A 14,023-nucleotide genomic window follows, 5' to 3' on the forward strand; every position below is an offset into this window, starting at 1 on the left:
CACCCCCACCGGCGGTACGCTGACGTCGCCCGCCCGCCCACACCCACCCCACCCACCCACTCACTCACTCACTCACTCACCAGAAGGTAAGGACCCACCCCATGGCGATCGAAGCCGGCCTCCTCGACATCCTCGCCTGCCCGGCCTGCCACGCCCCGCTCGACGACCGGACCGAGTCCGAGACCCCCGAGCTGATCTGCACGGGCACCGAGTGCGGCCTCGCCTACCCGGTGCGCGACGAGATCCCCGTCCTCCTCGTCGACGAGGCCCGCCGCCCCGCCTGACCCCGGGCCCGGGAACTCGGCGGCCCCGTACCCCGGGCCGAGGGAACGCCCCGCACCGCGAACCGCACGGCGATCGGAGACCCCACCCATGCTCGATGAGTCACTCCTCGACGCTCCGGAGGCCCTCTCCCGCGCCGACCGCCGAGGTCTTCTGCGGGGCGCCGCCGAGGCCGGCGCCCGCGTCCGGACCGCCGCCCGCCACGCCGCCGAGGCGGGCATCGCCGAGCTGAAGCCGGACGGCCGCCCCCGCGCCGTCCTCATCGCCGGGTCCGGCACCGCCGCGGGCGGAGTCGCCGACCTGGTCGGCGCACTCGCGGGCGCGGGCGCCCCCGTCACCCGCCTCGCCCCCACCGGCGTCGCCCCCGCCCCCGGCGCCCTGCGCTGGGCCCTCCCCGGCTGGGCGGGCTCCCTCGATCTCCTGCTCGTCGTCACCACCGACGGCAGCGAACCCGGCCTCGCCCTCCTCGCCGAACAGGCGTACCGCCGCGGCTGCGCCGTCGTCGCCGTCGCCCCCCAGCGCTCACCGCTCGCCGAGGCCGTCGACGGCCACCACGGACTCGTCGTCCCCATGGCGACCGCCCCGTACGAGCTGTACGAGGAGACCCCGGCCGCCAGCCCCGGCGCGCTCTGGGCCCTGTTCACCCCGCTGCTCGCGCTGCTCGACCGCGTCGGCCTGCTGGAAGCTCCCCCGGAGACCCTGGACAAGGTCGCGGACCGGCTCGACCGCACCGCCGAGCGCTGCGGCCCGGCCATCGCCACCTACAGCAACCCCGCCAAGACCCTCGCCGCCGAGCTGGCCGACAGCCTCCCCCTGATCTGGACGGAGGGCCCGGGCGCGGCCCCCGCGGGCCGCCGCTTCGCCGCCGTGCTCGCCGAGCTGGCCGGCCGCCCCGCCCTCGCCGCCGAACTTCCCGAGGCGCTGCCTGCCCACGGTGTCCTCCTGGTGAGCGACCTCGCCGCCGGGGCCGACCCGGACGACTTCTTCCGCGACCGCGTCGAGGAGCCACAGGCACTCCGCGCCCGCGTGGTCCTGCTGCGCGACCGCCCCATCGACGGCCTGACCGCCGCCCCCGCCGCCCGGGAACTCGCCCTCGGCCACGACACCCCGATCAGCGAACTCGAACCCGAGGGCGGAACCGAGCTGGAGTCGATCGCCGAACTCCTCGCCGTGACCGACTTCGCCGCCGTCTATCTGGCCCTGGCGACCCCGGCCACCCCCTCATAGCGCACGGCTGCCGGGAACGAACGGCCGACCGGAAGCGGACCGGCACGGGAGAAGCGGCCCCCTGCCGCCTCAGCGCCTCTTCATGTCCCGTCCACCCGCCCTTCCCCGGTCGGCGTTACGGTGACCACACCCCGCCCTCCCGCACGCCATCGGGGCGGACGACGACAGAAGAACTCGGAAGCAGCCACCATGGACCGCCTCGTCAACACCGTGCGCCCCTACGCCTGGGGCTCCACCACCGCCATCCCGGACCTGCTGGGCACCGCCCCCACCGGCGAACCCCAGGCCGAGATGTGGATGGGCGCCCACCCCGGCGCCCCCTCCCGGCTGGACCGGGGCGGACTCGACGAGGTCATCGCCGCCGACCCGGTGCGCGAGCTGGGCGCCCCGGCCGTCGACCGCTTCGGCCCGCAGCTCCCCTTCCTCTTCAAGATCCTCGCGGCCGGCGCCCCCCTCTCCCTCCAGGTCCACCCCGACCTCGACCAGGCACGCGCGGGCTTCGCCGCCGAGGAACGCGCCGGAATCCCCGCCGACGCCCCGCACCGCAACTACAAGGACGCCAACCACAAGCCCGAGCTGATCTGCGCGCTCACCCCCTTCGACGGGCTGTGCGGCTTCCGCCCCGTCCCCGTCACCGCCGAACTCCTCGCCGGGCTCGGTGTCGACTCCCTCAAGCCGTACGCGGACCTGCTTCACGCCCACCCCGAGGAGGCCGCCCTCCGTGAGGTCCTGACGGCGGTCCTCACCGCCGACCCCGACCGCATCGCCGCCACCGTCACGGAGGCCGCGACCGCCGCCGATCGCCTGGGCGGCCCTTACGCCCCGTACGCCCGTCTCGCCCACCACTTCCCGGGCGACCCGGGCGTCATCGCGGCGATGCTCCTCAACCATGTCCGGCTCCAGCCCGGCGAGGCCCTCTACCTCGGCGCCGGAGTCCCCCACGCCTACCTCAGCGGACTGGGCGTGGAGATCATGGCCAACTCCGACAACGTCCTCCGCTGCGGCCTCACCCCCAAACACATCGACGTCCCCGAACTGCTGCGGATCGTCCGCTTCACCGCCAACGACCCGGGCGTCCTGCGCCCCGAGGCGTCCGAGACCGGCGAAGAGGTCTACGCGACCCCCGTCGACGAGTTCCGCCTCTCCCGTTTCGTCCTCGCCCCCGGCGCCGCCGCCCACGACCTCACCACCCCCGGCCCGCAGATCCTGCTCTGCACCGCCGGACAGGCCACCGCGGGCGCCCAGACCCTCACCCCCGGCGCCTCCGTCTTCGTCCCGGCCGGGGAGCCGACCCGCGTGAGCGCGTCCGCCTCCGGCAGCGCGACCCTCTTCCGGGCCACCGTCGCCCACTGACCACCGCGCCCCCGCCCGCTCCCACCGCATCCGGGGGTCCGTCCGTCATCCGGGTGCATTACGCGAGCGCGTGCGTATCCGGCCGGACGACGGGACATCGGGCACTCATGAGTGCGTCAGGCGGAACCAAGGCGATCGTCGCTGCGCTCGCCGCCAACCTCGCTATCGCGGTGGCCAAGTTCGTGGCCTTCCTCTTCAGCGGCTCGTCCTCGATGCTCGCCGAGAGCGTCCACTCGCTGGCCGACTCGGGCAACCAGGGCCTGCTGCTGCTCGGCGGCCGCCGCGCCCGCCGCGCCGCCACCCCCGAGCACCCCTTCGGCTACGGCCGTGAGCGCTATATCTACGCCTTCCTCGTCTCCATCGTCCTCTTCTCCGTCGGCGGCATGTTCGCGATCTACGAGGGCTACGAGAAGATCAAGCACCCCCACCCCATCGAGCGCTGGTACTGGCCGGTCGGCGTCCTGATCTTCGCGATCATCGCCGAGTCCCTCTCCTTCCGTACGGCGATCAAGGAGTCGAACGCGGTCCGCGGCACGCTCTCCTGGAAGGAGTTCGTCCGCCGGGCCAAGGCGCCCGAACTCCCGGTGGTCCTCCTGGAGGACCTCGGCGCGCTCGTCGGTCTCTTCCTCGCCCTCATCGGCGTCAGCCTCGCCCTGGCCACCGGCGACGGCCTCTGGGACGGCATCGGCACCCTCTGCATCGGCGTCCTCCTCATCCTCATCGCCCTGGTCCTCGCCGCCGAGACCAAGTCGCTCCTCCTCGGCGAGTCCGCGGGCCCCGAGGACCTCAGGAAGATCGAGCGGGCGATCGTCGACGGCGACCGCGTGACCCGCATCATCCATATGCGCACCCTCCACCTCGGCCCCGAGGAACTGCTCGTCGCCGCCAAGATCTCGGTACCGAACGACGACACCGCACCCGAGGTCGCCGCCTCCATCAACGCAGCCGAGGAGCGCATCCGCGCGGCCTGCCCCATCGCCCGGGTCATCTATCTGGAACCGGACATCTACCGCGAGTCAGCTGATGCGGCCGGAATCAATCCGGCCAAAACCCCCGGCGGCCCGAACCCGCCCCACTGACCCCACCTCCTTCCGCAAAACCCCAGGTGACCTCCGTCCCCACCTCCGTCCCCAGCAGGCATCCCCGACACCGCGGCCCTGCACCACCCCGTCTCCCCGCTCGTTTCCGCCACCGGGCGGGCTGGGGCCGGACATGCCCGTCGGTGTAGATTCGTCATCAGAGTCAGGCGTCGTTGCTGATGGCAGTCGGGCGGTCGAGCGTGACCGGCCGAGGGGAGAGAGGGCCTCCGACGGACTGCACTGCGGTATGGCCCGGGCATTGCTGTGCCCGCCCGCCGCAGAGCGCCATCCGTACCCACCCTCGACCTCCCACGAGGAGCAGCCCCCTATGACGACCGTCACCGCCGGCCAGGACTTCAAGGTCGCCGATCTCTCCCTCGCCGCCTTCGGCCGCAAGGAGATCACCCTCGCCGAGCACGAGATGCCCGGCCTGATGTCCATCCGCAAGGAGTACGCGGAGCAGCAGCCGCTCGCCGGGGCCCGGGTCACCGGCTCCCTCCACATGACCGTGCAGACCGCCGTCCTGATCGAGACGCTGGTCGCGCTCGGCGCCGAGGTCCGCTGGGCCTCCTGCAACATCTTCTCCACCCAGGACCACGCCGCCGCAGCCATCGCGGTCGGCCCCAACGGCACCCCCGAGGACCCTCAGGGCGTCCCCGTCTTCGCCTGGAAGGGCGAGACGCTGGAGGAGTACTGGTGGTGCACGGAGCAGGCCCTGACCTGGCCGAACTCGCCGACCGGCGGTCCGAACATGATCCTGGACGACGGCGGTGACGCCACCCTCCTGGTCCACAAGGGCGTCGAGTTCGAGAAGGCCGGCGAGGCCCCGGACCCCGCCACCGCGGACAGCGAGGAGTACGGCTACATCCTGCGCCTGCTCAACCGCACCCTCTCCGAGAACCCGCAGAAGTGGACGCGCCTCGCGTCCGAGATCCGCGGTGTCACGGAGGAGACCACGACCGGTGTCCACCGTCTCTACGAGATGCACCGCGACGGCACCCTCCTGTTCCCGGCGATCAACGTCAATGACGCCGTCACCAAGTCGAAGTTCGACAACAAGTACGGCTGCCGCCACTCCCTCGTCGACGGCATCAACCGCGCCACCGACGTCCTGATCGGCGGCAAGGTCGCCGTGATCTGCGGCTACGGCGACGTGGGCAAGGGCTGCGCCGAGTCCCTGCGCGGCCAGGGCGCCCGCGTGATCATCACCGAGATCGACCCGATCTGCGCGCTCCAGGCGGCGATGGACGGCTACCAGGTGACCACCCTCGACGAGGTGGTCGGCCAGGCCGACATCTTCATCACCACCACCGGCAACAAGGACATCATCATGGCCTCGGACATGGCCAAGATGAAGCACCAGGCGATCGTCGGAAACATCGGCCACTTCGACAACGAGATCGACATGGCCGGCCTCGCCCAGATCCCCGGCATCGTCAAGGACGAGGTCAAGCCGCAGGTCCACACCTGGACCTTCCCCGACGGCAAGGTCCTCATCGTGCTCTCCGAGGGCCGCCTGCTGAACCTCGGCAACGCGACCGGTCACCCCTCCTTCGTGATGTCCAACAGCTTCGCGGACCAGACGCTCGCGCAGATCGAGCTGTTCACCAAGCCCGAGGAGTACCCGACCGACGTCTACGTCCTGCCCAAGCACCTGGACGAGAAGGTCGCCCGCCTCCACCTGGACTCGCTCGGCGTCAAGCTGACCACCCTGCGCCCGGAGCAGGCCGCGTACATCGGTGTCACGGTCGAGGGCCCCTACAAGCCCGACCACTACCGCTACTGATCACCTCTTCTCGCTGATCACCGGCGAACCCAGGACAGGCCCCCGCACCCCCGTGACGGGGGCCTGTCCCTTGTGGTCCCGAGCGGGCGGGCGCCCGCGGCGCTCATCCGCCTGTCCGGGCCCTCATATCCCCCGAGCCCGACCGCACAGGAACCACGCCCCATGCCCCGTGGCCGCTATTCGCTCCATGATCCGCACGACCGCACCCCTCTCGGCGAAGAACGCTTCCAGTGCGCCCCCGGCCCCTCCGGCTGGCGCTATGTCTCCCGGGTCACCACCCCCTCCGGCGATCACGCCGGCTCGGTCGATCTCTCCCTCGACGCCCTCGGCCGCCCTATCCGGCTGTCCTTGCAGAGCCTGAGCTGGCAGATCCGGGGAGCCGCCCTCGACGGCGTCACCTGGGTCCGCACCGACCCCACGGGCACACACGCCACCGAGGGCAACGCCCCCGCCCACGCCTTCACCGGTACATCCCCCGCCTTCCTCGTCGCGACGGCCCGACTGCTCCGTCTCACCCCCGGCTCCCCGGCGACCCGCGTCCGACTGGTCGCCTTCACGGACCCCGTCCTCGCGCCCCGGACGATCGACCAGTCCTGGGCCCTGGTGAAGAGTGAAGCGCACGCCACTGACAACGGCCCCCTGACAGTGGACGAGTACCAGGTCAGCGCCCTGGACACGGGTGAGCAGCACACCGTCCACCTCACCGGAGACGTGGTCCTCGCGGCCCCCGGCATCGAGCTGGAGGACCTGGAGACCCCGCCATCGGTCTTCCCTTGATCGTCCGATGTGCATCCGACTCCTCTGAGCTGCTAGTCTCCTCCTCGTTCGCAAAACCCGTTGACACGGGTGGAGCGGGGAGGTAGATTCGAACGGTTGCCTCGGACTGGACACAGTCAAGGTCAACCGTTAGTGTCTATCTCGCTCCAGAAGGAAATAGAATTTCCGAGGAGCCGCTTCGATTCCTTTATCCGGATCGCCACGCTGATTCGCTCAGCCGAAACGCTTCTGATAAAGTCGGAGCAGCCGAAAGGCGAAAGGCCGGTCCAACTGGCCGCTGGATCTGAAGGTCCGAATCCCGGGAGACCGGGGGGCGGGAAAAGGATCTGGTAGAGTTGGAAACGCCGAAAGGCAAGAAAGACCGAAGGGAAACTGCCCGGAGGGCCTGGTGAAAAGGGCCTGAAGGAAGCGTCCGTTCCTTGAGAACTCAACAGCGTGCCAAAAGTCAACGCCAGATATGTTGATACCCCGTCCGGGAGCTTCTGCTCCGGGATGAGGTTCCTTTGAAAAAGTCCTCCGTTTCATCCCCATTGTGTGGGGTGGCGGGGGCGCACACAGCGAGGACGCTGTGGACCGGGAGTGATTATTCCTTGCTCCTGGTTCCGCTCCCGTGTGTGTCGACCAGGATTACCTGGAAGCATTCACGGAGAGTTTGATCCTGGCTCAGGACGAACGCTGGCGGCGTGCTTAACACATGCAAGTCGAACGATGAACCCGCTTCGGTGGGGGATTAGTGGCGAACGGGTGAGTAACACGTGGGCAATCTGCCCTGCACTCTGGGACAAGCCCTGGAAACGGGGTCTAATACCGGATACCACCCGGGGGCGCATGCCCTTGGGTTGAAAGCTCCGGCGGTGCAGGATGAGCCCGCGGCCTATCAGCTTGTTGGTGGGGTGATGGCCTACCAAGGCGACGACGGGTAGCCGGCCTGAGAGGGCGACCGGCCACACTGGGACTGAGACACGGCCCAGACTCCTACGGGAGGCAGCAGTGGGGAATATTGCACAATGGGCGAAAGCCTGATGCAGCGACGCCGCGTGAGGGATGACGGCCTTCGGGTTGTAAACCTCTTTCAGCAGGGAAGAAGCGAGAGTGACGGTACCTGCAGAAGAAGCGCCGGCTAACTACGTGCCAGCAGCCGCGGTAATACGTAGGGCGCAAGCGTTGTCCGGAATTATTGGGCGTAAAGAGCTCGTAGGCGGCTTGTCACGTCGGGTGTGAAAGCCCGGGGCTTAACCCCGGGTCTGCATTCGATACGGGCAGGCTAGAGTGTGGTAGGGGAGATCGGAATTCCTGGTGTAGCGGTGAAATGCGCAGATATCAGGAGGAACACCGGTGGCGAAGGCGGATCTCTGGGCCATTACTGACGCTGAGGAGCGAAAGCGTGGGGAGCGAACAGGATTAGATACCCTGGTAGTCCACGCCGTAAACGTTGGGAACTAGGTGTTGGCGACATTCCACGTCGTCGGTGCCGCAGCTAACGCATTAAGTTCCCCGCCTGGGGAGTACGGCCGCAAGGCTAAAACTCAAAGGAATTGACGGGGGCCCGCACAAGCAGCGGAGCATGTGGCTTAATTCGACGCAACGCGAAGAACCTTACCAAGGCTTGACATACACCGGAAAGCATTAGAGATAGTGCCCCCCTTGTGGTCGGTGTACAGGTGGTGCATGGCTGTCGTCAGCTCGTGTCGTGAGATGTTGGGTTAAGTCCCGCAACGAGCGCAACCCTTGTCCTGTGTTGCCAGCATGCCCTTCGGGGTGATGGGGACTCACAGGAGACCGCCGGGGTCAACTCGGAGGAAGGTGGGGACGACGTCAAGTCATCATGCCCCTTATGTCTTGGGCTGCACACGTGCTACAATGGCCGGTACAAAGAGCTGCGAAACCGTGAGGTGGAGCGAATCTCAAAAAGCCGGTCTCAGTTCGGATTGGGGTCTGCAACTCGACCCCATGAAGTCGGAGTTGCTAGTAATCGCAGATCAGCATTGCTGCGGTGAATACGTTCCCGGGCCTTGTACACACCGCCCGTCACGTCACGAAAGTCGGTAACACCCGAAGCCGGTGGCCCAACCCCTTGTGGGAGGGAGCTGTCGAAGGTGGGACTGGCGATTGGGACGAAGTCGTAACAAGGTAGCCGTACCGGAAGGTGCGGCTGGATCACCTCCTTTCTAAGGAGCACATGGCCGGATGCGAGCGAGTGTCTCGCACGGTTGCTCATGGGTGGAACGTTGACTATTCGGCACAGTAGGGTCTGCTTCTTTCACTAGTACTGCTTCGGCGTGGAACGTGGATGGGGTGGGGTCTGCTGGGCCGGGCGCGCTGTTGGGTGTCTGAGGGCACGGGCTTTTGCCAGTGTCTTCGGTTGCCGGCCCCGGTGTACTCACCATGTCGTGTGGTGGGGTGGCGGGTGGTTGGTCGTTGTTTGAGAACTGCACAGTGGACGCGAGCATCTGTGGCCAAGTTTTTAAGGGCGCACGGTGGATGCCTTGGCACCAGGAACCGATGAAGGACGTGGGAGGCCACGATAGTCCCCGGGGAGTCGTCAACCAGACTTTGATCCGGGGGTTTCCGAATGGGGAAACCCGGCAGTCGTCATGGGCTGTCACCCGCTGCTGAACACATAGGCAGTGTGGAGGGAACGAGGGGAAGTGAAACATCTCAGTACCCTCAGGAAGAGAAAACAACCGTGATTCCGGGAGTAGTGGCGAGCGAAACCGGATGAGGCCAAACCGTATGTGTGTGATACCCGGCAGGGGTTGCGCATGCGGGGTTGTGGGATCTCTCTTTCACAGTCTGCCGACTGTGAGACAAGTAAGAAACCGTCATGATAGGCGAAGGGCATGCGAAAGGCCCGGCGTAGAGGGTAAGACCCCCGTAGCTGAAATTGTGGCGGCTTGTTTGAGAGATACCCAAGTAGCACGGGGCCCGAGAAATCCCGTGTGAATCTGGCGGGACCACCCGTTAAGCCTAAATATTCCCTGGTGACCGATAGCGGATAGTACCGTGAGGGAATGGTGAAAAGTACCGCGGGAGCGGAGTGAAATAGTACCTGAAACCGTGTGCCTACAAGCCGTGGGAGCGTCGGGATGCGAGTTTACTCGTATCCTCGTGACTGCGTGCCTTTTGAAGAATGAGCCTGCGAGTTTGCGGTGTGTTGCGAGGTTAACCCGTGTGGGGAAGCCGTAGCGAAAGCGAGTCCGAACAGGGCGATTCAGTAGCGCGCTCAAGACCCGAAGCGGAGTGATCTAGCCATGGGCAGGTTGAAGCGGCTGTAAGAGGTCGTGGAGGACCGAACCCACCAGGGTTGAAAACCTGGGGGATGACCTGTGGTTAGGGGTGAAAGGCCAATCAAACTCCGTGATAGCTGGTTCTCCCCGAAATGCATTTAGGTGCAGCGTCGTGTGTTTCTTGCCGGAGGTAGAGCACTGGATAGGCGATGGGCCCTACCGGGTTACTGACCTTAGCCAAACTCCGAATGCCGGTAAGTGAGAGCGCGGCAGTGAGACTGTGGGGGATAAGCTCCATGGTCGAGAGGGAAACAGCCCAGAGCATCGACTAAGGCCCCTAAGCGTACGCTAAGTGGGAAAGGATGTGGAGTCGCAGAGACAACCAGGAGGTTGGCTTAGAAGCAGCCACCCTTGAAAGAGTGCGTAATAGCTCACTGGTCAAGTGATTCCGCGCCGACAATGTAGCGGGGCTCAAGCGTACCGCCGAAGTCGTGTCAATCCAGCAGATAGCCCCAACGGGTGCTGGGTTGGGTAGGGGAGCGTCGTGTGCCGGGTGAAGCCGCGCCGGAAGGCAGTGGTGGACGGTTCACGAGTGAGAATGCAGGCATGAGTAGCGATACACACGTGGGAAACGTGTGCGCCGATTGACTAAGGGTTCCTGGGTCAAGCTGATCTGCCCAGGGTAAGTCGGGACCTAAGGCGAGGCCGACAGGCGTAGTCGATGGACAACCGGTTGATATTCCGGTACCCGCTTTGAAACGCCCAATATCGAATCCTCTGATGCTAAGTCCGTGAAGCCGCCCTTGATCTCTTCGGAGTGAGGGGGAGTGGTGGAGCCGACGACCCGAGGTGGTAGTAGGTAAGCGATGGGGTGACGCAGGAAGGTAGTCCAGCCCGGGCGGTGGTTGTCCCGGGGTAAGGGTGTAGGCCGTGTGACAGGCAAATCCGTCACACATTAAGGCTGAGACCTGATGCCGAGCCGATTGTGGTGAAGTGGATGATCCTATGCTGTCGAGAAAAGCCTCTAGCGAGTTTCATGGCGGCCCGTACCCTAAACCGACTCAGGTGGTCAGGTAGAGAATACCGAGGCGTTCGGGTGAACTATGGTTAAGGAACTCGGCAAAATGCCCCCGTAACTTCGGGAGAAGGGGGGCCATGTCTGGTGATCCAACATGCTTGGTGAGCTGGGTGTGGCCGCAGAGACCAGCGAGAAGCGACTGTTTACTAAAAACACAGGTCCGTGCGAAGCCGTAAGGCGATGTATACGGACTGACGCCTGCCCGGTGCTGGAACGTTAAGGGGACCGGTTAGCCAGGATTCGTTCTGGCGAAGCTGAGAACTTAAGCGCCAGTAAACGGCGGTGGTAACTATAACCATCCTAAGGTAGCGAAATTCCTTGTCGGGTAAGTTCCGACCTGCACGAATGGCGTAACGACTTCTCGACTGTCTCAACCATAGGCCCGGTGAAATTGCACTACGAGTAAAGATGCTCGTTTCGCGCAGCAGGACGGAAAGACCCCGGGACCTTTACTACAGTTTGATATTGGTGTTCGGTTCGGCTTGTGTAGGATAGGTGGGAGACTGTGATACGGGCACGCCAGTGTTCGTGGAGTCGCTGTTGAAATACCACTCTGGTCGTGCTGGATGTCTAACCTGGGTCCGTGATCCGGATCAGGGACAGTGTCTGATGGGTAGTTTAACTGGGGCGGTTGCCTCCTAAAGAGTAACGGAGGCGCCCAAAGGTTCCCTCAGCCTGGTTGGCAATCAGGTGTTGAGTGTAAGTGCACAAGGGAGCTTGACTGTGAGACCGACGGGTCGAGCAGGGACGAAAGTCGGGACTAGTGATCCGGCGGTGGCTTGTGGAAGCGCCGTCGCTCAACGGATAAAAGGTACCCCGGGGATAACAGGCTGATCTTCCCCAAGAGTCCATATCGACGGGATGGTTTGGCACCTCGATGTCGGCTCGTCGCATCCTGGGGCTGGAGTCGGTCCCAAGGGTTGGGCTGTTCGCCCATTAAAGCGGTACGCGAGCTGGGTTTAGAACGTCGTGAGACAGTTCGGTCCCTATCCGCTGTGCGCGTAGGAGTCTTGAGAAGGGCTGTCCCTAGTACGAGAGGACCGGGACGGACGAACCTCTGGTGTGCCAGTTGTCCTGCCAAGGGCATGGCTGGTTGGCTACGTTCGGGAGGGATAACCGCTGAAAGCATCTAAGCGGGAAGCCTGCTTCGAGATGAGGACTCCCACCCACTTGATGGGGTAAGGCTCCCAGTAGACGACTGGGTTGATAGGCCAGATATGGAAGCCGGGTGACCGGTGGAGTTGACTGGTACTAATAGGCCGAGGGCTTGTCCTCAGTTGCTCGCGTCCACTGTGTTGGTTCTGAAACCACGAACAACCTATTGCTGGTTTGTTGATTGTTTCATAGTGTTTCGGTGGTTATAGCGTTAGGGAAACGCCCGGTTACATTCCGAACCCGGAAGCTAAGCCTTTCAGCGCCGATGGTACTGCAGGGGGGACCCTGTGGGAGAGTAGGACGCCGCCGAACAATTTTTGGGGAAGGCCCCGCACCGTATGGTGCGGGGCCTTTCGCGTTTCCAGACCCTTTTTCCGGCCCTTTCCCAGGCCATGCCAGGCCAGGCCAACCCCTCCCCGGAACCCGCGTTCCTCTTTCCTGCCGCCCTCGTGCCCGCTGGCGCACCCGGTAGTGGCCGGGGAAGCAGGGGCTTCTGGCGACCCGTAGGACCCGCCTTCTCACGTGTGTAGGCCCACCCTCCTCAGAGCCTTGCAAGAGGCCGCGAGGGGGACGAGAACCAGGGGAAGGGCGAGGGGAAGAGAGGCAGAGGGGCAGAGAGAACGAGGGAAGACGAAAAGGCCCCCTCGCCCGTACCTTAGGTTCTAGTGGTTGTTGCAACACCCCAGTTCAAGGGGTGTGATGGACTTCGAGATCCGTAAGGTGCGGACTGTGGCTCAGGGGCGGAGGAAGCTCCGTGCTGAGCGGGAGGAATACTTCCGGCTCGTGAAGGCGGGGTACAGCTGCAAAGAAGCGTCCGCGCTGGTCGGCGTGAACGCGCGCACCGGCCGTGAGTGGCGCAACGGCCGGTGGGACCCGAAGCGGTTCAGACCGCCGGTGAGCCGGACGACGGCCGTCCCCGGCCAGGGCGTCTACACCCAGCGGGCACCCGTTCCCCGTGAGCGGGTGCCCCTGCCCGCGCGGGCGCGGTCCCGCTATCTGTCGGAGCGCGAGCGCATCCACATCGCTGACCGGCTCCGGGAGAAGGCGCCCATCCGCTCGATAGCCGCTGAGCTGGGCCGCAGTCCCTCGACGATCAGCCGGGAGGTCCGGCGCAACCGCACCGAGGGCACCCGCGGCCAGTGGCACTACCGCCCCTTCGCCGCCCAGGCCCGGGCCGACGCCCGACGTCCTCGCCCGAAACCACGGAAGATCACCCACAACTCCGAACTGCGGGACGCCGTCCAGAGAGGTCTGGACGAGCAGTGGAGCCCGGAGCAGATCTGTCACGCTCTGCGCAGACAGTTCCCCGACCAGCCGGAGATGCACGTGGTCCACGAAACGGTCTACCAGGCGCTCTACGTCCAAGGGCGCGGCCATCTGCGACGGGAGCTCGCCGGTGCCCTGCGGACCGGACGCGCCCGCCGCAGGCCCCACCGCCAGGCCAACTGCCGACAGGCCCGCTTCACCGACCCCATGGTCATGATCAGTGACCGCCCCGCCGAGGCGGACGACCGCGCCGTGCCCGGCCACTGGGAAGGCGATCTCATCATCGGGAAGAACAACGGCTCGGCGATCGGCACACTCGTCGAACGCAGCACCCGCTACGTGATGCTCCTCCACCTGCCCGCCGACCATACCGCTGCCAGCGTCAGGGATGCCCTGGCCGAGACCGTGCGGACACTGCCGCCCCACCTCAAACGCTCTCTCACCTGGGACCAGGGCAGCGAGATGGCCGGCCACCACGCATTCAGCGTCGCCACCGATGTCCCGGTCTACTTCTGCAACCCCGGCAGTCCCTGGCAGCGCGGCTCGAACGAGAACACCAACGGCCTGCTCCGGCAGTACTTCCCCAAGGGAACCGATCTGTCGGTCCACACCCGCGAACACCTTGACTCCGTCGCCGCCCAGCTCAACCGCCGCCCACGCAAGACGCTCGACTGGGAAACCCCAGCCGAGCGCCTGTCTAAACTGCTCACGGCCTGATCAACCGACCACGTGTTGCAACGATCCCTAGAATCCGCCTACTGGGCGAGGGGGCCTCTGTGCTGTCTGAAGGCTT

The 14,023-nt window shown here is 65.6% G+C and carries 7 protein-coding genes and 3 rRNA genes; all 10 read left to right on the plus strand.

Features of this window, described 5'->3' with window-relative positions; translation table 11 throughout:
• Nucleotides 1-101 precede the first annotated feature (101 nt).
• The 10 genes from CRV15_RS17880 (at nucleotide 102) to CRV15_RS17930 (ending at nucleotide 13,947) form a co-directional block, all read left to right on the plus strand.
• On the plus strand, nucleotides 102-284 hold the full coding sequence (locus tag CRV15_RS17880) for a Trm112 family protein (protein WP_003960674.1): 183 nt from the start codon (nucleotides 102-104) through the stop codon (nucleotides 282-284).
• Nucleotides 285-372: 88 nt separating this feature from the next.
• The gene (locus tag CRV15_RS17885; protein WP_003960673.1) at nucleotides 373-1,509 is read left to right on the plus strand and encodes an SIS domain-containing protein; all 1,137 of its coding nucleotides are present in this window, start codon (nucleotides 373-375) and stop codon (nucleotides 1,507-1,509) included.
• Between the two features lie 189 nt (nucleotides 1,510-1,698).
• Entirely contained in the window at nucleotides 1,699-2,862 is a 1,164-nt protein-coding gene (gene manA, locus CRV15_RS17890) for a mannose-6-phosphate isomerase, class I (protein WP_003957146.1), read from the plus strand.
• A 107-nt stretch (nucleotides 2,863-2,969) separates the two neighbouring features.
• Nucleotides 2,970-3,941, plus strand: coding sequence for a cation diffusion facilitator family transporter (locus tag CRV15_RS17895; protein ID WP_003957147.1), 972 nt, complete (start codon nucleotides 2,970-2,972; stop codon nucleotides 3,939-3,941).
• Nucleotides 3,942-4,269: 328 nt separating this feature from the next.
• Nucleotides 4,270-5,727, plus strand: coding sequence for an adenosylhomocysteinase (ahcY, locus tag CRV15_RS17905; RefSeq protein WP_009996356.1), 1,458 nt, complete (start codon nucleotides 4,270-4,272; stop codon nucleotides 5,725-5,727).
• A gap of 162 nt (nucleotides 5,728-5,889) precedes the next feature.
• A complete protein-coding gene (locus CRV15_RS17910; RefSeq protein WP_003957149.1) occupies nucleotides 5,890-6,504 on the plus strand; it encodes a hypothetical protein in 615 nt (204 codons plus the stop codon).
• 640 nt (nucleotides 6,505-7,144) lie between these two features.
• A 16S ribosomal RNA gene (locus CRV15_RS17915) occupies nucleotides 7,145-8,672 on the plus strand.
• 286 nt (nucleotides 8,673-8,958) lie between these two features.
• Nucleotides 8,959-12,084 (plus strand): 23S ribosomal RNA (locus CRV15_RS17920).
• Between the two features lie 75 nt (nucleotides 12,085-12,159).
• Nucleotides 12,160-12,276 (plus strand): 5S ribosomal RNA (gene rrf / locus CRV15_RS17925).
• Together the 16S, 23S and 5S rRNA genes form the textbook arrangement of a ribosomal RNA operon.
• Nucleotides 12,277-12,663: 387 nt before the next feature.
• Nucleotides 12,664-13,947, plus strand: coding sequence for an IS30 family transposase (locus tag CRV15_RS17930; protein WP_003960671.1), 1,284 nt, complete (start codon nucleotides 12,664-12,666; stop codon nucleotides 13,945-13,947).
• Nucleotides 13,948-14,023 lie beyond the last annotated feature (76 nt).

The organism is Streptomyces clavuligerus (genome assembly GCF_005519465.1).
GTDB lineage: Bacteria > Actinomycetota > Actinomycetes > Streptomycetales > Streptomycetaceae > Streptomyces > Streptomyces clavuligerus.

Excerpts from the sequence above, each read along its gene's own strand:
- CRV15_RS17910 (WP_003957149.1), top strand. The coding sequence starts at position 5,890 with ATGCCCCGTGGCCGCTATTCGCTCCATGATCCGCACGACCGCACCCCT.
- CRV15_RS17895 (WP_003957147.1), top strand. The coding sequence starts at position 2,970 with ATGAGTGCGTCAGGCGGAACCAAGGCGATCGTCGCTGCGCTCGCCGCC.
- CRV15_RS17880 (WP_003960674.1), top strand. The coding sequence starts at position 102 with ATGGCGATCGAAGCCGGCCTCCTCGACATCCTCGCCTGCCCGGCCTGC.
- manA (WP_003957146.1), top strand. The coding sequence starts at position 1,699 with ATGGACCGCCTCGTCAACACCGTGCGCCCCTACGCCTGGGGCTCCACC.
- ahcY (WP_009996356.1), top strand. The coding sequence starts at position 4,270 with ATGACGACCGTCACCGCCGGCCAGGACTTCAAGGTCGCCGATCTCTCC.
- CRV15_RS17885 (WP_003960673.1), top strand. The coding sequence starts at position 373 with ATGCTCGATGAGTCACTCCTCGACGCTCCGGAGGCCCTCTCCCGCGCC.
- CRV15_RS17930 (WP_003960671.1), top strand. The coding sequence starts at position 12,664 with ATGGACTTCGAGATCCGTAAGGTGCGGACTGTGGCTCAGGGGCGGAGG.